Below are 24,078 nucleotides of genomic sequence, written 5' to 3'. Positions count from 1 at the left end.
TTTATTCTAAAACTTGGATTTTATCTGCGATAAAATTCAGCATCAATCTTTATTGAAAATCTTTGATTTTCTTGCGCCTTAAAGATGCGTCTGCTTAAACTTTTTATTTAACCACAAAAGGCACAAAAGATGACTAAACTTTTATTTAAAGTTGATCATTATAAATGAAAAAGTTCACAATAGTTTTTAAAAATCTTTGATTTTTATTCTTTTGAGCTCTTTGAATAGTATTTAAATTCGCTTTAACATTTTATTTTGTGCCTTTTGTGGTTAATTCTGAAATTAGTTTAAACAGTTTGATTTGAGATTAATAAAAAACTTGCGTCTTTGCATTTTCCAACAAGAATATTTTATTTTTAAGCCTATTTAGCTTAAAAAACTGAGTGAAAATGAATGTCTTTATTCCTTAAAGGCTTTAAGATTTTAAAACATTTAAAATTTTAGCTATCTTCACTTTTCAATTGAGAAACATGAATAACCATTCAGAAGAAAACAAAATATCAAAAGATAAAAATGTTCTTGTTGTTTTAAATAACAGTCAGGAAATCAACACAGAAATTCAGTACATCGTGGATCATTTCTGCGGAACCGTAGTTCATGAGCTTAGTCCGGAACTTGATCATCAAAAAATATACATCTGCGGAAATTTGGAAAATATTCAGAAAGACCATCATTTCCTGCATATCATTAAAGAATTTTCGGTGAATTTTGAAAATATCAGCGAAGAAAAATCAAAGGTTATTCAAATTGGAGAAGTTCCGGTTATTGTAAGCAATGCGGGAGTCTATTTCCGAAGAATTTTTCATGAGGAGAATATTTTTGAAAAAGTAAAATCAGAACATCGTTTTCAGGAACTTACAGAATCCAATAAAGAAGCGAAAGCTCTTAGAAAAGGCATTTATCTGAGTAAAGTGACTCATGAAGCCAATGAAAACGGAGAAGAAACGCTGCATTTTAATTTGTTGAGATGTTCGAGTAATCTTACAGGACCAACAGATAATTTCAGAGAAACCGACCAAAAAATTATTGCTCTTCTTAACGAATGTGCAAAGGAAACTTTTGAATATGAAACGGATCTGAATCACGCTTTGGTACAGATTTACGAGAACAAAAAGAAAACTTCCGATGCTGAAAAGGAAGTGAAGGCTAAAATTAAAGCCCACTCCGACAAAACGAAAGATATGCCGAAAGAAGGACTGATCGCATTCTGTACTTTCTACGACCATTCCAATTCCGAACATTTAAAACCATCGGAAACAGATAGATTTGATGTGTGTTATAAGCAAACGAGCGCATTAACAAGGCTTCATTTCAGGCTTAAGAAAACGGTTGAAGACGAATCTCTGGAAAAAGAATTTACCGTTACTTTATATCCGGATTCTGCGTTTATTATTCCGCTGTCTACCAACAGATTATATGCCCATGAAATCCGCCCTTCTGTTTTGGGAGTCGATCAGATTCCGATAAGAATGGGATATGTGGTTCGTTGTTCGAATCTTGAGGCGATGTACAGAGACAATCAGACCTACATCAAAGAAAACGATAGTTATGTTAAATTGGAAAGCATGACTCCTGAAATGCAGGCGGAACTTCGCAATTCTTATTACGAAGAGAACATGACGGAGAATAAGGTGAACTATAAAACAACCCATTTCAGCATGAATCTGGGCGATTATGAAAAACCAATCCTGTAATGAGCAGCTCCGGATTTTATAAAATACGGCTTCCTGAAAAGCAAAATACTTTTGAAAATCTCTTGAATTCTGCGGATTTTGAAGCAACAGGAAAAGGCAGACTCGGAAATCATCTCGTGAAAGAAGAAGACGGAACTTTTGCTGTTGTAAGGACAACGACAAGATATCAGATTTCGGCGAATCTCTTTTCTGAGGTTCATCATTCCGTTGTTGAACAAATTAACCAAACAATTTCAGCCGAAATAACAGATGTGCCTGAACAGCATTTCAACAATGCATTGATTGAAGTGTATGATTATTCGTACTCGAAAATGGGATTTCATTCCGATCAGGCTTTGGATCTGGAAGATCATTCATTTATTGCTTTGTTTTCATGCTATGAAAATCCAGATCAGTTGAAAGAAAATCAGCTCAGAAAGCTGGTTATAAAAGACAAAATCACGGAAGAAGAATCTGAAATTATACTGGATCATCATTCTGTTGTACTATTTTCTGTAGAAACGAACAAAAAGTTTCAGCATAAAATTGTTCTGAATTCCAATCCTAATTCTAAAGGTTTTACGGATAACAGATGGTTGGGAATGACGTTCAGAACTTCCAAAACTTTTATCAGATTTAAAGACAACCAACCGCATTTTTCAACCGGAGAATTATTTATTTTAGCCGATGAAGAAAAGGAAAAAGATTTTTTCCGGCTGAGAGGAGAAGAAAACCGTTCTCTGGATTTTGTCTATCCATATCTGTTTTTCACGATAAGTCCGGCAGATCTTTTAATTCCTAAAATCAAAAATTAAATATATACACAACATGAAAAAATTATTTTTTACTTCTACCCTGCTTTTAGCCCTGTTTTCCTGCAATGAAAACAGATCCGAAAATAAACCTTTGGTTGAAAATGCAGTGGACAATGCGGAATCTTCCGCTTCAGGCTCCATAACAAAAGGAACAAAACTCTCTTCCCGTGAAGATGATATGGTTCATCAGATTTATGATGAATTGCTTAAAAACGATAAAAATCTTCAGGCTCTTGACGAAAAAGTAAGTATGATCGACAGCAAAACAGACGATGCGACTCTTGAATATGATGACGTCATTAGCAAATCTGAAACCTATTACAGCAATGCGGAATCTTTGGCTAAATCTGTAAGCGATTCAATATCACGAAAAGCAATTGAAGCAGAAATTAAGAGAAGTGAACAGCAATATAATCTTAAAGTGAAGAAAATAAAAGATCTGATTGAAGAAATTACAAAAAACCGTGAAAGAATTCACGATACGTATACAATTTTCAAAATCAGAAAAACCCTTCCTGAAATTGAAAAATATCAGAATGCACACCCTTTAAAAACAGACAGTTTGGAGAATTTTATCAGTAAACAGAATCAACTGCTGAGCAAATTGAAAAATCTAAAATAATGAATGAAATATCCATCATCGGAGGCGGAATCGGCGGTTTAACATTAGGAAATATCCTGAAACAACAAAACATTGATTTTACCCTGTATGAATCGGCAGCGGAAATAAAACCTGTCGGTTCCGGAATTATGATGGCAATCAACGCGATGCAGATTTTCGATAAGTTAGGCTTAAAAGAAAAAATTGAACAGGCAGGAAACAAAATTCACGGCATTTCGATTACGAACGAAAAGCTGAAACTTATTTCCAAAACAAATGTTCTGGAATTGGAAAAAAAGTACAATTCCTGCAACGTTGCCATTCACAGAGCCGATCTGCAAAAGATTTTGGCGGAAAATATCGGCTATGAAACTATTCAACTGAATCATGTGCTGAACAAAATTCAAAAGAAAGAAAATTATATTCTACATTTTGAAAACGGAACTGAAACTGAAAGCAAAATCGTTTTTGGAGCAGACGGAATTCATTCAAAAGTAAGAAAGCAGATTTTCGGAACCGGAACCATCAGAAATACACAGCAATTGTGTTGGCGCGGATTGGCAGAATTTGATCTTCCTGAAAATTTCCACCATGAAGCCATTGAAGCTTGGGGAAAAGGAAAACGTTTTGGTTTTGTAAGAATGACCGACCGAAAAATATACTGGTACGCTGTTATCAATAAAAACATTCATCAGACTGAAAATCAATTAGCTGAAAATTTTTACGGTTTTCATCCTCTGATTCTTGAAATTATGGAAAAAACATTTCAGGAAAATATCATTTTTAACGAAATTATCGACCTCGCTCCTATTCCGAAATGGCACACGAATCATCTTTGTCTGATCGGTGATGCAGCACACGCAACAACGCCGAATCTCGGACAGGGAGCCTGTCAGTCGATTGAAGACGGTTATATTATCGGAAAGCTGTTGGAAAACCATCAGAATTTCAATGAAGTTTTTGAAAATTTTCAGAAGCTCAGAAGAAAAAAAGTAGATTATGTAGTCAATACAAGCTGGAAAATCGGGCAGGTTTCACAATGGGAAAGAGGAACTTTTGTAAGGAATTTCATGTTCAGACTGGTTCCTGAAAGCTTTAATCAAAAATTAGTTGAAAAGACTATTCGACTGGAAATGTAGTTCCCAGACATTTTTCACGGATATTTTTATAATTTAATTATTTTCGAATGTAACAGCAAAAGGCACAAGAGATAATTATAAAGCAAATTTTCAGAATAATCAAAGTGCTCAAAAGTATAAAAATCAGAGATTTTTTAAAACTGTTGCGTTCTTTTATTCTTTTACTTTTTAACTTTAAAAACGCATCAAAATCTTTTGTACCTTTTGTGGTTAAATCAAAGTGCAGCAAACTTTCAGATAAATTTCATTCAGTCTGTCGGAAATAAAATCCTCCAAAATTTAAAAATCTTGAAGGATTAAATATTCTATTTTGTAATCAAAGCTTTAATAAGTAAGGGTAATTCCGGCTCCCCATCCCATTTCATTATCATAATTCCCGGAAACAGACAGCCATTTCTGTAAAATATAGCGCAAACCTGTACTGAATTCGCCATCGGAATTGACCATAAAATTTCCGCGAAGCCTTCTTGAAAGCGGAATATCTTCCCTGCTGAACTCCAGTAAAACCTTTCCGTTCTGGTCTACACTTGCGTCCGCTGTAATGAGCATCGGCAAAAGATACTGCATCCCGACCGTAAATGCACCCTGAGTTTTGGAAGCTTTCTGCTGTCCGAACCACGTTTTTTTACCCTGAAAATCCATTCCCATTTCTTCTGCCATTTTTCGTTCCATAATTTCATGATTTTTCTGAATTCTGAAACCCGCGTAAGGAATTGCCCACTGGAATTTCCCTAAAAATCTGCCGACTTTAAAATTTCCGTCAAAATGATCAAAATCCCAGTTTGAGTGAAATTCATTTAAGTTAGCCCATCTCGGTCCGAACATCGTCATGGATTCAGCATGTATTTTATTGCTGTTAAGATCAAGCATTGCCATTGAGCTCATCATCCTGTTATCTTTCAGAAAATTTTTCCAAGCCAGTTTTTTGTCGGGTAGTTGTGGATTCGGTTTAGAATTTTCATAGCTGAAAATCCTTCCCATTCCCGCCATCATATGATACAGAATATGGCAGTGGAAAAACCAGTCGCCATCCTGATTGGCAGCAAATTCAATCGTATTGGTTTCCATCGGCATGATGTCTACCACATTTTTCAGCGGAGAATATTCACCTTTTGAGTTGATTAATCTGAAATCATGTCCGTGAAGATGCATCGGATGGCGCATCATCGAATTGTTATACATTGTAATCCTCAGAATTTCTCCTTTTTTCACTAAAATTTTATCGGTTTCCGTCACCGTTTTATTATCTAAAGTCCAGAGATAATGATTCATATTTCCTTCCAGAGTAAATTTCAGTTCGCGGACATTTTCTGTCGGAAGAATGGTTTTCTCAGGAGATTTTAACAGATTATAAGACAACCTTTTAATTGATTTTTCTTCCTTCATTTCCATCGAATGACCGGAATGCTCTTCGTTTTCCTCTTGGGTTTTGATGCCCATCATCTCATTCATGTGCTTCATGGTCATTTTTCGTTGACTTTCAGAAAGTTCGGGGTACATCACTTCGTTCATATCCATCATCTGATTGCCCATCGTCATGTTCATCGGCTTCATATTTCCGCTCATTTCCATCATTCCGTTCATCATTTTCATGCCTTCGAAAAGCTTTAACCGTGGTAAATTTGGAGCTTCAATTTTTTCCCCTGAACCTAGCCAAAGCGAAGCGTGACCAATTCTGTCCTCCGAAGTCGCCCGAAATTCGAAACTTTTATTTTCCGGAATGGAGACTTCAATATCGTACGTTTCAGAGACTCCCACAATCAATCGGTCGACTTCCACAGGAACCACATCGTTTCCGTCATTTCCTACTACTTTTATTTTTCCGCCTCCGAAATTCAGCCAGAAATAAGTGGATGAACCTCCATTTGCAACTCTTAACCGTATTTTATCTCCAGCTTTTAAATTGGAATAAGCAGAGCTTGGCTGTCCGTTGATGAGAAATTTATCGTAGAAAACATCACTTACATCCATGGCTTCCATCCTTTTCCATTCATTCAGCGCTTTTGTCCCGAAGTTTCCGGATTTTATGGCTTCCCAGTAACTTTGCACTGAATTTTTCTTAATGGCATACCAATCTGTATTCGCCATATGAAGTCTTCTTGCAATCTGCATCGGATTTTCATCACTCCAATCACCGAGCAAAACAGGGATTTCCTGAGTGTAATTTACTTTTGGTTCTCCTTCTCTTTTTTGAAACACCAAAATTCCGTTCATCCCGATCTGTTCCTGCAAACTTTCATGAGAATGATACCAATATGTTCCGTTCTGGGAAACCTTAAATTTATACAAATGTGTTTCTCCCGGCTTTACAGGTTTTGTTGTTAAATACGGAACTCCGTCATGTTCATTCGGTAAAATTACGCCGTGCCAGTGAAATCCTGTGTTTTCTTTGAGCATATTGTGAAGATAAATTTCGGCAGTATCGCCTTCCGTGAAATATAAGGTCGGAGCCTGTAATTTTCCGTTGACAGCAATCGCTCTGCGGTTTTTTCCTGTAAAATTTACGATCGTATCTTTAACATACAAATCATAACGAATCGTTTTTCCTCCAAAACTTACTCTGCCGTTTTCCGAATTTCTTTTTAAAACAGAATTGTCAGGTTTAGGTTCCGGATCAGATTGATGCGGTGAATGATTTTCAATTTCTATTAGATCCATTCCGCATTTCGGACATTTTCCGGGTTTGTCTGAAATGATTTCCGGATGCATCGGACAGGTATATTTTTGAGGTTGAGATTGAGATTTAGAATGAGATTTTGACTGTGTTAAAACTTTAGTCTCAGATGTATTTAAAACATGCTTAGAAACATTTGATTTATAAGCTTTGTCTGCCTTTTTAGAATTGTTCTTTTTCTCAATCTTAGTATTATCCTTATTCTTGATTTCTTTTGATTTTATTCCTGTTTTCTGCATCGGTTCTGCTTCCGGCTTTGAAATAGTCTTAGGTTTTACAGCAACTACTTTTTTCCTTAAGATCATTCCGCATTTCGGGCAGTCTCCCGGTTTTGAAGAAACGATTTCAGGATGCATCGGACAAGTGAAATAGGTTTTTGTAACCTGTGAAAAACTGAAAACAGAGAATAAAAACAGCAGAAATATTATTATTTTTTTCATAATATTTCAAAGTTTTTGAAGTTGTATAGCCTGAATTAAATTTTAAAAGCTTTCATTTTGAGTGAAACGAAGTGGAGTCGAAAAATCTAAAATCACTTAATTTTTAACTAAAGGCTCGCAAAGATTTTGTTGAAATTATTGAGAATATTTTTAAGTTCACAAAGGCGTTTCACTTAACTAAGATCTCAAAGTTTTGGAATACCCTCCAAATCAATCTATTAAAGTAAATTTTAATTTAAGCTATACAACTTGTTATATTATAATAAAATAAGAATATTATTTAATTGTTGTCTTTACATTTCCGCAGGAAAGCATAGATTTTCCGTAGTAAGGATTTACGATTTTAGATTCGTCACTTAACCAGCTTCCGTCTGCCATCGGACAATACTGAACATAAACCGGATTTTCAGAAACTTTGAATTCCTTTGCCAGAGCAATCATATTATCGGAAAGATTCATAAATGTTTCTCTTTGTGTACTGATGTTTCTTGCTTCAGAAATTGCAGTAGCATCTTTTCTTAGAATATTTAAATTTCCTTCCGAAACCTGTTTGTAATCAATTGTAGATGCTGTTTTAATGAATTCCGTAGCTGCTTTTGATGTTTTATCCGCATCGTCTGAAGCCAGAGCAGATTTTATAGCAATATAATTTTGGTATAGTTTGGTAACCTGTGCGTCTTTTTTAGATTGCGCTGAAATTGAAATAATTGAGAATAATGAGAATATTGCTGTAATGATATATTTTTTCATTGTTTTAAATTTTAGAATTAATTTTTAAAGAAAAAGTTGGTAAATTGATCGCGTAAAGCGACAAGCCGTGTCGTTCGTAATGATCAAAAGATCAAACGACTGACGGATTTTAAATTCTAAAATTACAATGACTGATAAAGATCGGAACGGAGCGTTTTTCCGGCGGCGCATTGATCTGAATCTGAGTAAATTTTGTAGCTGAAAAAGAATGATCTACGAAGAAAAAAGCGTTTTTGTGAACGTCATAGATTTGTTTTAAAAAATCAATTTTAAGAAAATCTGACTTTTGGGAATCATCAACTTTTACTACTTTGATCTCGGTTTTGCAACAGTCTTTCTTGGTTTTTACGCCACATTTGCTGCAAACATCATCCACTTTCTGACTGATGGAAGCCAATTCATTCATGCAATAATGAACACTGAAAACCGCTCCGGAAGAAAAACCGAAGTAGAAAACAGAGAACAGGATGGCAAGAATCTTTTTCATTGAGACAAAATTAAAAATATGAAGACAATCTTCGTTATAAAATTCTGTAAAGATGTTATAAAATTCAGGAAATAAAAAAACTCCCGAAAATTTTCAGGAGTCTGTATTTATTTTATTCTAAATTCAAGTTTCACATTGAAGAAACGTCCCGTTAAACGTACCGGAACCGGATACATCAAATTGGTATTCGCATCGGTAATCCATTGATTGGAAACGGTATTTCTGATGTTAAAGGCATTGAAAACCTGAACGCCCAAAGTTAGTTCATCAAAATTTCCCCAAAAACCATATGCCTGATTTTTTTCTTTCGGATCGATGAAGGCATACGAAAGTCCTAAATCTACCCTTTTATAAGATGGCAATGTTTTTTGGTAAGAATATCCTGCGAGATAATCTATTTTTCTGTTTTCATCCAATACGATAGGCGATCCTGTAGGCAATCCCATCGCATAGGTTAACGTAAGATTGACACGCATTTTCGGGAATCTCGGCATATAATCCTGATAGAACATCGCAAATCTTAACCTTTGATCGGTTGGTCTCGGAATGTCTCCTCTCCCATCAATATTTTCATACACTCGGGCATAACTTGCCGATAACCATGAATCCACTCCGGGAACAAATTCTCCGAACAATCTGGTATCAATTCCGTATGCGTAACCCGAAGCATTATTTTTTCCGGAATAGCGGATTCTCACGTTGTCCATGAAATACGGAATCAGGTCGTTCATTTTCTTGTAGTACAATTCCGTGGTCAGTTTAAACGGTCTGTCGTACATCTGGAATTCGTAATCATTCGCCAGAATTGCCTGAATAGATCTCTGGGATTTTATATTTGAATTAAAATTTCCGTCTAAATCTTTGATTTCTTTGTAAAAAGGAGCCTGATAATAAATACCTCCGGAAAGCCTGAACAACATATCGGTATCCCAATCCGGTTTGATCGCAAACTGTGCTCTCGGAGAGAAAATGGTTTCGTTATTGAAACTCCAGTGCGATACTCTTGCTCCCGCGTTTACAAATACTTTATTGCTTCCCCAGAAAAATTTCTGAGAATACTGCGCGTAAGCAGACATTCTTGTCGGCTGAATATCATTTTTCCCTGCAATGCTGTAATATAATTTTAAATCCGGCGGATTTCTGGGATCTAAAAGCGCAGAAATCGGGGTACTGTATCCTGCAGAATCTACCAGTTTCCATTCGTTGGTAAGATCTTTCAGGTTTTCTTTCTCATATTTAAAGCCGACTTCAATATCTGTATTTACATTAGGCGAAAATCGGGTTCTGAACTGTGTTCCGTATGTTTTTACAAATAAATCATTTCTTGCATGCTCTATTTGTCCGCCTGTATCGTATGAAGTAACGGGTTCTCCCGTGATCGGATCAAAAGTCTGTAAAACGTAAGCCGAAGCGATGGTGTAATATTCTCTTTCCCGGTTTTGATAGGCAAAAGCGTCTAAAGTAAATCTCCATTTATCGGATGGCTTATAATTCAGGGAGAATGTTCCCATCATATTTTTATACTTATCGTCTTCACGGCCACCATAATTTACCGTTAAATTAATCGGCTGCTGTAAAGATCCGAAGTCTACACTTCTTGCTTTCGGGATCATTTCATAATCATTCTTGGAGTAATATCCGATGAATGAAGCTGTGAATTTCGGGCTGAAATGATAATTCAGATACGTCTGAAAATCCATGTATTTCGGATTGAAGTCTGTATCTTCTTTCAGCGTATTAAGAACAAGGTTTGTATTTCTGTATCTTCCGGAAAATAAAGCGGTAAATTTCCTGTTTCCTTCTTTGTCTTTTCCGACAGCAAAACCGGTGGATAATCTTCCTCCGATTAAACTTCCTTCTCCGGAAACTTCAAATTTTTCAGGTTCACGGTAATAGATATTTAAAGCAGACGACATTTTATCGCCGTATCTCGGCTCGAAACCTCCGGCTGAGAAATTAACGGTGGAAACCATATCGGGATTGATGATGCTTAACCCTTCCTGCTGAGAATTTCTGATGAGGAATGGTCTGTAAATTTCGATATCATTAATATAGATCAGGTTTTCGTCATAGTTTCCGCCACGAACCATATATTGTGAAGAAAGCTCCGTATTGGAGTTTACGGAAGGTAAAGTCTTAAGGATTCCTTCGATCCCACCGGAAATACTCGCCACATTCTGAGCATCTTTTGCCGAAATTTTTACGGCGGTGATATCATTGGTTTTTCCTGTTACTTTTTTCTGGAAAACTACTTCTTCAATAGTTGCGGTCTTCATTGTATCCTTCTTCTTCTTTACCTGAGAGAATACTAATGCAGGAACCATAAGGCTCAATGGTAAAACTAGTTTTTTCAAAAGAAATGCTTTAAAATTTCAAACGTGAATATATAAATTTTATTTTAACTTATTTAAACTTTATTTAACATTTCTTATCTGAAGTTTTTTGAAGATTTGTATCTGTTTCTGTCCTTGAAATACAGACTGAAATCCTAGCCCCGATTGTAATGAAAATCCTTTTTTGCAAAAAAAGATTGTAATGGAAAGCGGGAAAGAGCTTCAAATAAAAAATAAAAGTTTTAACAGAATTTAATTATAAAATTGCTTCCCGAACTCTGGTTAGTTTTTGCAGTAAATCTTCCAGAAGATCCAGTCTCAACATATTGGCTCCGTCGGACAAAGCGGTTTCGGGAGTGGGATGCGTTTCGATGAAAATTCCGTCTGCGCCGACTGCGATTCCTGCTTTTGCGATGGTCTCGATAAGATCCGGTCTTCCTCCTGTAACTCCTGAACTTTGATTCGGCTGTTGCAGGGAATGCGTAACATCCAGAATGACAGGTGCATAGTTTCTCATTGTTGGAATTCCTCTGTAATCTACCACCAAATCTGTGTAACCAAAGGTATTTCCTCTTTCAATGATCGCCACTTTCTGATTGTTTGAGTCTGTAATTTTTTCAACGGCAAATTTCATGGATTCCGGAGAGAGAAACTGTCCTTTTTTTAAGGTGACACATTTTCCTGTTTGTGCGGCGGCAACCAAAAGGTCTGTCTGGCGAACCAAAAACGCAGGAATCTGCAACACATCTACATATTGCGCCGCCAAAGCTGCGTGCTCGTTTTCGTGAATATCTGTTGTTGTAGGAATATTAAAAGTCTCTCCTACTTTTTTAAGGATTTCCAGAGATTTTTCTTCTCCGATCGTGGTAAAAGAGTCTACTCTGCTTCGGTTGGCTTTTTTAAAGCTTCCTTTAAAAATGTAGGGAATATTATATTTATTGGTTAATTCCACCACTTTTTCTGCAATTTTCAGTGCCATGTCTTCGCCTTCGATGATGCAGGGACCGGCAATTAGGAAAAAGTTTCTGGAATCTTTGTGGTGGATATTATCTAAATACTGAATCATTTTATTTTTTGATTAAAAAGTTCAGTAAAAATAGGGAGAAAGTTCGGAAATCCGAAATTATTTGGAGGGTTTTGCTACGCTTCGACAAAAGATTTATCGTTACAAATTGTTTTAGGAATATCTAAAAATATCCTGCATTAAGGCTGTAAAAAATATGGTTACAAAAGTTGCCATCGGTAAAAATAAAAGATGATAGATCCAGTAATTATTTTTCCTAAGAATTTTGATAATGATCCAGTGAACAATAAAAAGAAATGAATAATATCCGGTAATAGTCACAATGCCTTCAATAATAAAACTTTTTCCTTCAAACAAAGAAATGATGACTGAAATTGTAATGACAATACCTAAACTTATCAAAAATCTCTTTCCGATTTTTGAGCTTTCAGGATAGACGAAATAAAAGAAATTGGCTAAAGCAAAGACAATAACTAAGAAATAGATGAGCGACATTGAGCGGATTCGAAATAATATTCTTTATGAGTTATTTTTTGCAATTAATTCTTCCAATTTTTTAATATTTTCAGCATTTTTAGGATCATTAAAATTTTTCAAAATTTCCAGCCATTTATTGGCTACATCAATATTTTTAGTCTGTGCAGTAATAGCGATCATATTCATAACCGCTTCGTATTTGTATGATTTATCTTTATATGTATCGATTTTTTTGGCTAAAAACAAATCTGCTTCAGAAACTTTTTTTTGCTGAAGCAAAGCAAAGACATATTCTTTATTAATAAGATCATCGGAAAACTTGTTTTTCATTGCTTCCATGCAAATTTTTTCAGCATTGGGGAAATCACCTAATGCATTGTAAGCAAAAGCGAGTTCAAAATAAAGCTTCCCCGTCTTAAAGTTATTTTGATAAAGCTTCTCCAGTTTTGGTAATGCCCATTTCACAGCTCCTGCTCCGTTCATCACACTCGCTCTGTTTAATATTTTATCATTTTCAGAAGCTGATGTGTTATAAAATTTTAACCATTCTGGCTGTTCCGGAAGATTAAAATTTTTCAATAATTCCGGAGAAATAATTGAAGATTTATATTCTAAATTTCCAATCCTTGTTGTATACATTGCAGTTTTAGAATTGGGATCTTCTTTGTATTTCAGTTTGCCCTGTTCTTCTTCCAGTGTTCCGGCACTTCTTAATGAGTAGCCTGCCTTTTCGTCAAAGTAAATAAATCCCACATTATAAAAACTGTTCTTTGGATCTTTCTGAAGAACTACCCAATGATTTTCTGCTTCCGGAACAGTGGTAACAAATTTTAAATCTTCAACTGTCTGAGAAAACAGCGAAGTTCCAACAGCCAAAAGGATTGTTAAAAATAAATTTTTCATTATTGCATTTTCTTTATTATTTTCTCAAAAGTATTAATATTTCTGCTTGTAAACTGATCTTTCATGCTTTTTTTGCCTAAAATTTTTCCAAAAGCAGAATCTAAAGTGTTTCCTTTCGTAACCTGCCAATAAAAGATGTTATTGACGATTTTAGCGGTTTCATTTTCTGTTTTTGAAGCGTTTTCGAATTCCTTGATTAAACTATTTTCGACACCGTTATTACCTATAAAAGTATACGTGTGAAAATCATCATTTTTCTCAAAGGGATTTCCGTTCCAAAACTGTTCTGTTTCTTCCTGAGATTTGATGAACAGATAAGCTTCGTAAGAAAAATGTTCTGACATTGCCTTTTCGAGGATTGTCTTTAATTCATCGGCTTTTTTATCGGAGGAAAAAACAATATTTCCTGATGCTAAAATTGAAATAACGTCATTCATTCCTGCATTATTGAAAACCTGACAGACTTCCGCCATTTTCATATTGGTTCCTTTTACGTTGACGCCACGGAGAAATGCACAGTATTTCATTTGATTTTGAGAGTTTTAGGGTTATTGTGTTTTAATGGTTATGCATTAAACTTTCAGCTTCCAGCCAAATTAATCAATTCTTTCGTATAAATTATAATCCGTTCCGGAAGGTTTCAAAATATAGATTTTCTCCAAAATTTTATTGTCGCTTTTCAGATGGTCTTTTACACGGAATTCTTTGATCAGTTTATAATGAATTTTCAGATACTCAGCATTTTTAGATTTAAAAAGATCATCGTAGGAAAGAAGATATTTAGGCTTTCTGTTTTTCACGGTATTGATCCAGAAATTCAGCTTGTCTTTTTTAATTTCTTCCTGTACTTTTTTATCTACCAATCCAACTTCATCAATCGCCTTTAATCCTGAAAAATAAGGAACATAACCGGCAGGTTCAAGGAAAATCCATTGGTTTTTGTCTTTTTCATATTGATTTAAAAATGTTCCGATCGTTCTTCTGTAATTCCATTCTCCGTTTCCGGTAGCAATTGAATGTACCGTCTGGAAAGCCAGCATTGGAATGATATAAATGACGATTAATAAGGACAGCCAAAGATTTCTTTTTACTTTTTGCTCCAAAATAAAAATTACAACCGGAACGAAAAGTAAAATCTGCGGAACCCAGTAATACCAGTCGAAAAGACTTTTTTGGGAAAGAAAAATAAGCTGTTTCACCCATCCGAAAATAAAGATCATCCACAAAAATACATTTCTTCTGTCTCTTTGTCTTACCAAATAAATGAAGCATAGCAATTCGAAAATCAGCAGTAAAACAGTCAGTGGATTAAAGTCTCCGGGAAGTTTCAGCATTCCCCAGAAGTTTCCGAAGTTCAGCCAGAAATATTCTGCATTTTGCTGGAATGTAAAGTTTTTATCGTATGCCAGTTTTTTAGCAATAATGGTATTGTTAACCAACTCTCCAAAGTAGAACCAGTTGAAAGCCAAGACCACTGAAATTCCTAAAATACCGCCTAAAATATAGCTCCATCTTATTTTTTTATTCCACAAAAGGTCGATTAAAAATACAATTCCTAAAAATATAATTGTATCAATTCTTGTGAACAAAATAAGGATCGGTAAAACAATGAAAGCCCATTTTTTACCTTTATGAAAGCCATAATACAGCAATGCCATTTCCAGAAAGAAAAGAATTCCGTACTCCATTCCGAGGATGGAAATTTTGATTGCCGGAGGTAAAATTCCGATCAAAAAGATAAAAATGGCTTTATGCCACACATTTTTTAAAACCAGATGCGAAAGCAATAAACTTCCGATGGTAAAAAGAATTGAATTAAAAACAAGAATCGGTTCTATAAAATTATCTTTTCCTAAAACCAAATTAAACAGATACGAAACAAAAACATACAGATGCGTTGTAGAAGCAGATATCTTCGTATCGCCATTGAATCCTATTACTCCGTAATCCAGAAGGTTTTGTGCAACTCTCCACGTAATGAAAGCATCTTCCTGAATATAATTTGTAAGTAAAAATAAAAGTTTAAAAACAACTGTAAAAATTACAGCATACACCGGGATTTTGTTATTTCTCGTCTCTACCATTGTGCTTCTTTGATATCGCAAATATAATCTTAAAATTTCTGAATCCCAATATATAAAAAAAACGGAACCGAAGTTCCGTTTTAAGTTTTGTTATTATTGCGTTGCTTTAATAATCGAATTGGTGATCTGTGCCTCTTTTTCTTTGGAGTAAGTGGAATCAAAAGGTTCCATTACATCGAAAAGATACTGGTAGAAAGGAGTGATCTTCTGTACCTGCTCAGATTCCTGCATCGCTTTCTCTTTGCCCATTTCTTTAAGATTTTCTACAAAAGTGTTGAATTTCTTATCAATCGGCTCGATGGATTTTATCAGATAATCATACGCTTTATCTTTCTTTCCAATCGTTGAGTAAGCATCCGTAACAGCAGAAATTACTAAAGAATATTCCATTGGTTTTGTTCTGATCTGTCTTTTCAGATAACTCTGATCAGATTTGCTCAGACTCATATAATAATCATATTCTTCAAAAATTCCTTTTTTCAGAACTTCAGCAAGCTGCAGTCCTTTTTTCTCCTGTCCTGCAACAATATATCCATAAACCATTGAACTTAAAGAACGAGGATCGTTGTATTTTTCTGCAGGAATTTCTTTGGAAGCTAAATCTAATAATTCCAGTGCTTTTCCTTTTTGTCCCATCGTTGCCAAAGCTGCTGCAGCTCTGCTTGCGGAAGCTCTGTAGCTCATGATGTTGGAAGTAGCTGTTTCGTCAAAGTGTGTATTTAAATTCTTGAAGTTACCCCATTTGAAATTTTTAACCACATTATAAAGAGAATTAGCATCTACTCTTCCCATTTCTCCATCCGGCGTTTGCGGCGTATGAATAGGAATCAGCCTGTAGCTGAACCCGTCAAACTGAAGATATTCATCCAGATAGAAAATATTTTCGCTGTCGTAGATTCCTCCTGAAGAGAAGTTAATTGGTCTTTTCCAGTCGAAATGCGCTAAAACATCAAGTAAGATCAAATTGTTTTTATACAACGTATTTCCTTTGTAAGTAATCATGATCTGATTGACTGTTTCCGGAAGATCTGCTGCTTTAATAATTCCTGCTTTTACTGCATTTTCTTTATTTACAGGTAAAATGAATTTATTTACCGGTAAAATATTATACTTTTCAAATTTTTCTTCCCCGAAATACATTTTAAGAAGTTCGTTTTTCGCGGGAGAAGTATATTTCAGGAAGCTGATCGCTTCTTTCATCGTCATAGAATCCTGAGTAAGATATTTTCTGAATTCCGCAAATTCTGTTGGAGGAGCTCCCTGTTGTTTTAGCATAGAGAAAAGTCCTTCCCAGTCATCTTTCTTCATCATGTAGATCTGGTCGTTTACACCATCTCTGTAATCGTCATGCGTTAAAACTCCCGGAACCGGAGCCGCATTGTACGTTCTTCTCTTAATCTGATCGATATTCCAAGGTGTGGAAGCTAAAGTAAAGTTAACTACTTTTACATCGTCTCTGAAGTTTTCAGTCTCCTGAATTGCCCAAACCGGATACGTATCGTTATCTCCGTAAACGAAAACAATGTCGTTTTTAGGCAATGATTTCAATACAGAATATCCGTAATCATAAGAAGTATATCTGTCGTGTCTGTTGTGTACATTATAGTTCTGGAAGCCCATCATGAAAGGAACTCCAAGAAGAACCACTCCTGCAACAATGTTTGCTGCATTGGATTTTATTTTAGACTGTAAGAACCAAAGAATTGCTCCTGCTCCCAATCCGATCCAGATGGCAAAAACATAAAATGATCCTACCATTGCATAATCTCTTTCTCTCGGTTCGAAAGGTTTTACTCCGGTATAGAAAACGATTCCCACACTCATCAATACAAAGATTGAAAGCATTGCATAGAATCTTCCGAAATCTCTGTTAAGCTGGAAAAAGAATCCGATTAATCCTAAAATTAAAGGTAAAAAGAAGAATTTTACAGTACTTTCATTTTTGAATTTTGCAGGCATTTTTTCCTGATTTCCCCATAAAGCATCATCAATAAAAGAAATTCCTGAGATCCAGTTTCCTCTTGTGCTTTCCATGTTACCTTCAAGATCATTCTGGCGACCTACGTAATTCCACATCAGATATCTTACAAAATAATATCCGTTCTGGAACGTGATGAAATAATCCATATTCTGAGCCAGAGAAGGCTTCTGAACATTGATTAAGTTATAAGGTTTTACTTTTAAATAATCTGCAGCGGTAATAGATCCGTCTTCATATTTCTTTCTTAATTCGTCGAAAATCTGCTTTGCTTCAGGGCTGTCTGCGACGTCTTCATTACTGTAATTAAAGGTGAAATCCGGCGCACCGTACATTGAAATGTAGTTAGCCATTACATCTTTGTCCTCATTGAACATTCTCGGCATAAAGCCTACGTGTGCTTTATTGAAAACATAATTGAATCGGTCTCCTGTTTTTCTGTAAGTTCCTGTTTTCTCGTCTTTTTCGTAGATTTCTCCCGTTTTCGTAGTATTAAAACTTCCGTCTTCTTTTTTCTCAATTCCGTTTGCATCTAAGAAAGCGGTATAATTCTGACCATAAATTGTAGGCCAGTCGCCGTATTGTTCTCTGTTATAATAATCCAGCATTCCGATGGCATTGTCCGGATCATTAAGGTTCATTGGAGGATTTGCATTTGCTCTGATAGGAATTACCATCCAGCATGAAAAACCGATCATCATGAAAACAATGGATAATGCAATTGTCTGATAAACATTTTTCTTCATCTTTCCTGCATAAGAGATCAGGAAGTAACAGATGACAACCATTAAAACAAAAGCAGCAATAGTTCCGGAATGGAAAGGAAGACCTAAACCGTTCACGAAGAAAATCTCAAGTTTCCCGAACATCGTCATGATTAATGGGAAAATCCCTTTAAAAACGATTGCTAAAATTACCAGCGTAATCACATTTGCCCAAAGAAAATTCTTCCAGGTAAAAGTGTAGTTTCTCGCGTAGTACACAAGACAGATCGCAGGAATTGCCAACATACACATCATGTGAACCCCTACTGAAAGTCCTAAAATGAAGAAGATTAAAATAATCCATCTCTCGCTGTCCTTCGCCTGATATTCATTCTCCCATTTGGTGATTAACCAGACCAAAAGTGCGATAAACATAGATGCCATTGAGTAAACTTCCCCTTCTACCGCAGAGAACCAGAAGGTATCTGAAAAGGTGAAGCATAACGCTCCTACAACTCCTGCAAAAAGAATAGAAATTTCCTGATGTTTTGTAATGTCATCAAAATCTTTGTTTAAAAGTCTTCTTACGAAATGGGTAATTGTCCAGAACAAAAACAAGATCGTAAACGCACTAAACAATGCAGACATCGCGTTGATCACGATAGAATAATTTTCGCCCTTCCCTAAAGCAAAAATGGCTGCCACAGCACCCACAATCTGGAATAAAGCAGCTCCCGGAGCGTGCGTTACTTCAAGTTTTACCGCCGAGGAAATATACTCGCCACAATCCCAAAAACTGAAATTCGGTTCTATGGTGGACAAGTACGTGAAAAATGCAATGACGAAAACTACCCATCCGAGAACGGTGTTCCATTGCTTAAAAGTCCAATTTTTCATAGTATTAAATCAATTACGCGAAAATAAGGCTTTTATATGATTTTAGACGGTTTTTAACAAAATTTAAAGATTTTGGCTCGCTTTTTGAAAAGTTTCATCTTTAGATAGTAACAGAAAACAATTTTTTATCTATTTTAGAGGTTAGAAATCAAACAAAAGTTTAGAAATAAATTTATTTTTTTGTATTTTTGCCGTCAGATTTTTATTGAAAAATAACAAATAATGAGTAATGTTTACGATAATATACTTGGCCTAATAGGAAATACTCCTATGGTGAAGCTTAACACTGTGACGAAAGATATTCCTGCAACCGTTTATGCCAAGTTAGAATCATATAATCCTGGACATTCCACAAAAGATAGAATCGCACTTCATATTATAGAAAACGCTGAGAAAAAAGGTTTATTAAAAGAAGATTCCGTAGTGGTAGAAACTACTTCAGGAAATACAGGATTCTCTATTGCCATGGTTTGTATCATCAAGGGATATAAATGTATTCTTGCGGTAAGTGACAAGACCAAGCCTGAAAAAATAGCCTACTTAAAGGCTTTAGGAGCTACTGTTTATATATGTCCCGCGAATGTTCCCGCAGATGATCCGAGATCTTATTATGAAGTAGCCAAAAGAATTGCTTCAGAAACTCCAAATTCCGTTTATATCAATCAATATTTCAACGAGTTGAATATTGATGCGCATTATCAGACCACAGGTCCTGAAATCTGGGAACAGACTCAGGGAAAAGTAACTCACCTGTTTGCGTGTACAGGAACCGGAGGAACTCTATCAGGTTCAGCAAAATTTTTAAAAGAGAAAAATCCGGATATTAAAATCATTGGTGTGGATGCAGACGGATCTATCCTGAAAAGCTACCACGAAACCGGAGAAATCCACAAAGAAGATGTTCATCCTTATCAGATTGAAGGAATGGGAAAAAATTTAATCCCTTCTGCCCTTCTTTTTGATAAAGTAGATGAATTTGTAAGAGTAAATGACGAAATGTCTGCTTACAGAACCCGTGAAATCGCTTTAAAAGAGGCAATCATGGGAGGTTATACAACAGGAGCCGTTACACAGGCTTTAATGCAATATGCGCAATCTCATGAATTTTCTGAAAATGACCTGATTGTGTTGATTTATCCTGATCACGGTTCAAGATATATTACTAAAGTATACAGTGATAAATGGATGGCTGAACAGGGGTTTGTAAACAACTGTGTGCACAACTACGATGAAGTTTTTAAAACTGAATTCATTAAATAAGGACGAAAAATTTATACAAATCAAGCCTTTTTGTGATTACAAAAGGCTTTTTTACTTAAAATATTAATAAAATGTTGGATATTTTTGACAGAATAAAAGAAAATCCAGGACCTCTTGGACAATTTGCAGATTATGGTGAAGGGTATTTCATTTTCCCCAGATTAGAAGGACCTATCGGACCGAGAATGCAGTTTCAGGGAAGAGAAGTTATTTTCTGGAGTGCTAATGATTATTTAGGAATGTGTAATCATCCTGAAGTTCTGGAGGCTGATGCAAAAGCAGCTGCAGAATTCGGAATGTTTTATCCGATGGGGGCAAGAGCAATGTCGGGAGAAACTGAGCAGCATTTGCAGTTAGAAAGAGAACTGGCTGATTTTGTTCAGAAAGAATCTGCATATTTATTAAATTTCGGTTATCAGGGAATGGTTTCTACCATTGATGCTTTGGTAGGAAGAAATGATGTAATTGTTTATGATGTTGATTCTCACGCATGTATCGTAGACGGTGTAAGACTTCACGCAGGAAAAAGATTTACGTACAGACACAACGATATTGCAAGCCTTGAAAAAAACCTTGAAAGAGCAACCAAAGTAGCAGAAGAAACCGGAGGAGGAATTTTAGTGATTACCGAAGGTGTTTTCGGAATGAGAGGACAGCAGGGTAAATTAAAAGAAATCTGTGAATTAAAATCAAAATACAAATTCAGACTTTTAGTTGATGATGCACACGGATTCGGAACTCTTGGAAAAACAGGAGCCGGAGCCGGTGAAGAACAGGGTTGTCAGGATCAGATTGATGTTTACTTCTCTACTTTTGCCAAATCTATGGCAGGTTTTGGAGCATTCATCGCGGGTGATAGAGAAATTATCAGATATCTGAAATTCAATTTAAGATCTCAGATTTTTGCTAAGTCTTTAACGATGCCAATGGTAATCGGAGGTTTAAAAAGACTGGAACTGTTGAGAACAAGACCGGAAATTAAAGCAAAACTTTGGGAAAATACGCATAAATTACAGAATGGTCTTAAGGAAAGAGGCTTTAACATTGGAGATACAAATACTTGTGTAACTCCGGTGATGATGCAGGGAACTCCGGTGGAAGCAACGCTTTTGGTGAAAGATTTGAGAGAAATCTACGGAATCTTTACTTCGGTAGTGGTATATCCTGTAATTCCGAAAGGAATGATTTTATTAAGATTAATTCCTACAGCTTCTCACACCGATGCTGAAATTAATGAAACTCTTGCTGCGTTTGAAGCCATTCACGATAAACTGGTAAGTGGCTATTACAAAGAGCAGGAACAAAAACTGTTGGCAGAACAAGGTTTAAGTTTCAAAGAAATTTAATCTGAATAAAAATAAATTTAAGAACCACTGACATTCGATCAGTGGTTTTTGTTTTAAAACCTGTCATAAATTTTCAAAATCTGAATATTTAAAATAACTTTGCAAAAATTTTCTCTTGAAAGATCTACTTCTCATTACTCCGCCTTTCACACAGCTCAACACGCCTTATCCTGCAACAGCTTATATTAAAGGTTTTCTGAATACCAAAAATATTTCCAGCTTTCAGACAGATTTGGGAATTGAGGTCATTTTGGAATTATTTTCGAAAGACGGACTTCAGAAGATTTTTAATCAGGAAATTGATCTTCATACCATTTCAGAAAACGCTCAGAGAATTTACGTTTTAAAAGAAGAGTATCTCAAAACGATCGATCAGGTTATTGCTTTTCTGCAGGGTAAAACCCCAACGTTGGCAAGACAAATCTGTTCGATGAACTTTCTTCCGGAAGCTTCCAGATTCAATCAGCTTGATGATATGGAATTTGCTTTCGGAAATATGGGACTTCAGGATAAAGCCAAACATTTGGCGACTCTATATTTAGAAGATCTTTCGGATTATATTATTGAAAATATTGATCCTGATTTTGGATTCAGCCGTTATGCGGAAAGATTAGGAAAAAGTGCCAATTCTTTTGATGAACTTTATTCTAAAATTTGCGTAGAACCTACTTTTATAGATGATTTTACTTTAAAGATTCTTCAGGAAAAATTAGAGCTTGTTCAGCCAAAACTGATTTGTTTTTCCATTCCTTTTCCGGGAAATTTATATTCTGCTTTTCGTTGCGCGAAATATATTAAAGAAAATTATCCGCACATTAAAACTGCAATGGGCGGCGGATTTCCAAATACTGAATTAAGAGAATTAAAAGATAAAAGAGTTTTTGAGTTTTTTGATTTTATTACTTTGGATGATGGAGAGCTTCCAATTGAATTACTTTATCAAAATATAATTTCGAAGGTGACTGAGCCTGTCGAAGTCAAAAGAACTTTTTTACTTGAAAACGGAGAAGTTGCCTATAAAAATAATTCCACAAGACACGATTATAAGCAAGCCGATATAGGAACTCCCGATTATTCTGATCTACAATTGGATCAATATATTTCTGTAATTGAAATTGCCAATCCGATGCACAGTTTGTGGAGTGACGGAAGATGGAATAAGCTCACAATGGCACATGGCTGTTATTGGGGAAAGTGTACTTTTTGCGATATTTCTTTAGATTATATTAAAATTTACGAACCGATTTCAGCTAAAATTCTGGTTGACAGAATGGAAGAGTTGATCCGGACAACTGGAGAAACAGGATTTCATTTTGTAGATGAAGCGGCTCCTCCTGCATTGATGCGTGAAGTTGCTTTAGAAATCTTAAGAAGAAATTTGGTCGTAACGTGGTGGACGAATATTCGTTTTGAAAAAAGTTTCACCAAAGATCTGTGTTTTCTTTTGAAACTTTCAGGTTGTGTAGCGGTTTCAGGTGGATTGGAAGTTGCAAGTGACCGCCTGCTGAAATTGATTGATAAAGGAATTTCTGTGGAACAAGTTGCTAAAGTGACAAGAAATTTTACAGAAGCCGGAATCATGATCCATGCTTATTTAATGTATGGCTACCCTACCCAGACTATTCAGGAAACCGTGGATTCTCTGGAAATGGTTCGTCAGCTTTTCGAGATGGGAATTTTACAGAGTGGATTCTGGCATCAGTTCGCCATGACGGCTCATTCACCGGTGGGTTTACATCCTGAAGAATTTGGCGTTACTCCGATTAAGCAGGAAATTCTATTTGCGAACAACGATGTTGATTTTACTGATAAAACCGGAATCGATCATGGTAAGTTCAGCTTTGGTTTGAAAAAATCTCTGTTCAATTATATGCACGGAATCAATTTCGAACTTCCTCTTCAGGAATGGTTTGATTTTAAAATTCCGAGAACAACCGTTCATCCGGATTATATTCATGACTGTCTTCTGGAAGATGATGATTTTGTTTTTAAAGGAAATTCTAAAGTTCTATTTTTAGCAAAAAACGTAATCGCTGAGAATCGCGTAAAAAATAAAAAGAAATATATTTATACGTATACAAAAATTACGGCGCACTTAAAAACCAATGTTGTAAGTGTAGATTTAGAGCAGGAACACGCAGAATGGCTCATGAAAATGTTTAGTGACTATCCAATTGAAAATTTAAAAAAGCCAACTTTGCAACAATTGAAAACTCAATTCGAAGAAAATTTTGAAGATTTTGAATTATTCTGGTTTTCTAAACCGATGCAGCAGTTGAAAGAGAATGGAGTGATTTTGAGTTTGTAGATTAAAAAAATCTCAGGCTTAAATTATTTACAAGTTCTAACCAGAAAAATGAAATAGAAAAAGCTTCAAAATATCTGAAGCTTTTTTAGGCATAATACTGAAAAATAGTTGGTAGAATCCTATCAAAAACTCATTGTTAGGCTGTTTGGAGGAAGTTTTATGAAACGTGTTTCATAAAACTTTTT

The 24,078-nt window shown here is 35.5% G+C and carries 17 protein-coding genes; 7 read left to right on the top strand and 10 right to left on the bottom strand.

Going from position 1 to position 24,078, the window contains the following annotated elements; genetic code table 11:
* Positions 1-470: 470 nt before the first annotated feature.
* From DD829_RS05000 to DD829_RS04985, 4 genes are read left to right on the top strand one after another with little or no spacing between them, the layout of a single operon-like run.
* Positions 471-1,694: a hypothetical protein gene (locus DD829_RS05000; RefSeq protein WP_108409742.1), complete on the top strand. Its 1,224-nt coding sequence runs from the start codon at positions 471-473 to the stop codon at positions 1,692-1,694.
* Positions 1,694-2,488, top strand: coding sequence for an alpha-ketoglutarate-dependent dioxygenase AlkB (locus DD829_RS04995; RefSeq protein ID WP_108409743.1), 795 nt, complete (start codon positions 1,694-1,696; stop codon positions 2,486-2,488). Before DD829_RS05000 ends, DD829_RS04995 begins: the two co-directional genes overlap by 1 nt.
* 13 nt (positions 2,489-2,501) lie before the next feature.
* Complete coding sequence (locus tag DD829_RS04990; protein WP_116547580.1) at positions 2,502-3,110, top strand: hypothetical protein; 609 nt, start codon at positions 2,502-2,504, stop codon at positions 3,108-3,110.
* The gene (locus DD829_RS04985; RefSeq protein WP_116547579.1) at positions 3,110-4,228 is read left to right on the top strand and encodes an FAD-dependent monooxygenase; all 1,119 of its coding nucleotides are present in this window, start codon (positions 3,110-3,112) and stop codon (positions 4,226-4,228) included. The genes DD829_RS04990 and DD829_RS04985 overlap by 1 nt, the downstream gene beginning before the upstream one ends.
* A gap of 324 nt (positions 4,229-4,552) precedes the next feature.
* On the opposite strand, the gene DD829_RS04980 is transcribed toward DD829_RS04985, so the two are convergent.
* From DD829_RS04980 to DD829_RS04935, 10 genes are all read right to left on the bottom strand, one after another.
* Entirely contained in the window at positions 4,553-7,342 is a 2,790-nt protein-coding gene (locus DD829_RS04980) for a multicopper oxidase domain-containing protein (RefSeq protein ID WP_228408130.1), read from the bottom strand.
* Positions 7,343-7,618: 276 nt separating this feature from the next.
* Positions 7,619-8,092, bottom strand: coding sequence for a DUF3347 domain-containing protein (locus DD829_RS04975; RefSeq protein ID WP_116547578.1), 474 nt, complete (start codon positions 8,090-8,092; stop codon positions 7,619-7,621).
* A gap of 109 nt (positions 8,093-8,201) precedes the next feature.
* On the bottom strand, positions 8,202-8,579 hold the full coding sequence (locus tag DD829_RS04970; protein WP_108410116.1) for an HYC_CC_PP family protein: 378 nt from the start codon (positions 8,577-8,579) through the stop codon (positions 8,202-8,204).
* A 107-nt stretch (positions 8,580-8,686) separates the two neighbouring features.
* Complete coding sequence (locus DD829_RS04965; RefSeq protein WP_108410117.1) at positions 8,687-10,933, bottom strand: TonB-dependent receptor plug domain-containing protein; 2,247 nt, start codon at positions 10,931-10,933, stop codon at positions 8,687-8,689.
* Positions 10,934-11,168: 235 nt separating this feature from the next.
* The gene (gene kdsA / locus DD829_RS04960; RefSeq protein WP_108410118.1) at positions 11,169-11,978 is read right to left on the bottom strand and encodes a 3-deoxy-8-phosphooctulonate synthase; all 810 of its coding nucleotides are present in this window, start codon (positions 11,976-11,978) and stop codon (positions 11,169-11,171) included.
* Positions 11,979-12,089: 111 nt separating this feature from the next.
* Positions 12,090-12,431, bottom strand: coding sequence for a hypothetical protein (locus DD829_RS04955; RefSeq protein ID WP_108410119.1), 342 nt, complete (start codon positions 12,429-12,431; stop codon positions 12,090-12,092).
* 24 nt (positions 12,432-12,455) lie between these two features.
* On the bottom strand, positions 12,456-13,316 hold the full coding sequence (locus DD829_RS04950; protein ID WP_116547577.1) for a hypothetical protein: 861 nt from the start codon (positions 13,314-13,316) through the stop codon (positions 12,456-12,458).
* Positions 13,316-13,843: a DUF1697 domain-containing protein gene (locus tag DD829_RS04945; RefSeq protein WP_116547576.1), complete on the bottom strand. Its 528-nt coding sequence runs from the start codon at positions 13,841-13,843 to the stop codon at positions 13,316-13,318. The genes DD829_RS04950 and DD829_RS04945 overlap by 1 nt, the downstream gene beginning before the upstream one ends.
* 69 nt (positions 13,844-13,912) lie before the next feature.
* Entirely contained in the window at positions 13,913-15,400 is a 1,488-nt protein-coding gene (locus DD829_RS04940) for a hypothetical protein (protein ID WP_116547575.1), read from the bottom strand.
* 93 nt (positions 15,401-15,493) lie between these two features.
* Positions 15,494-18,979 (bottom strand): DUF2723 domain-containing protein, encoded by a 3,486-nt coding sequence (locus tag DD829_RS04935; RefSeq protein ID WP_108411676.1) that lies wholly within the window; start codon positions 18,977-18,979, stop codon positions 15,494-15,496.
* 222 nt (positions 18,980-19,201) lie between these two features.
* On the opposite strand from DD829_RS04935, the gene DD829_RS04930 reads away from it, so the two are divergent.
* The 3 genes from DD829_RS04930 to DD829_RS04920 all read left to right on the top strand — a co-directional run bounded on the left by DD829_RS04930 (position 19,202) and on the right by DD829_RS04920 (position 23,893).
* A complete protein-coding gene (locus DD829_RS04930) occupies positions 19,202-20,239 on the top strand; it encodes a PLP-dependent cysteine synthase family protein (protein ID WP_087710250.1) in 1,038 nt (345 codons plus the stop codon).
* A gap of 71 nt (positions 20,240-20,310) precedes the next feature.
* Complete coding sequence (locus DD829_RS04925) at positions 20,311-21,585, top strand: aminotransferase class I/II-fold pyridoxal phosphate-dependent enzyme (RefSeq protein WP_108410934.1); 1,275 nt, start codon at positions 20,311-20,313, stop codon at positions 21,583-21,585.
* 115 nt (positions 21,586-21,700) lie between these two features.
* Positions 21,701-23,893, top strand: a complete 2,193-nt coding sequence (locus tag DD829_RS04920; protein ID WP_116547574.1) for a B12-binding domain-containing radical SAM protein — start codon at positions 21,701-21,703, stop codon at positions 23,891-23,893.
* The last annotated feature ends 185 nt before the right edge of the window (positions 23,894-24,078 follow it).

It is taken from the genome of Chryseobacterium sp. HMWF035 (assembly GCF_003094695.1).
GTDB lineage: Bacteria > Bacteroidota > Bacteroidia > Flavobacteriales > Weeksellaceae > Chryseobacterium > Chryseobacterium gambrini.
This window is presented reverse-complemented; position numbering and strand designations above follow the sequence as displayed.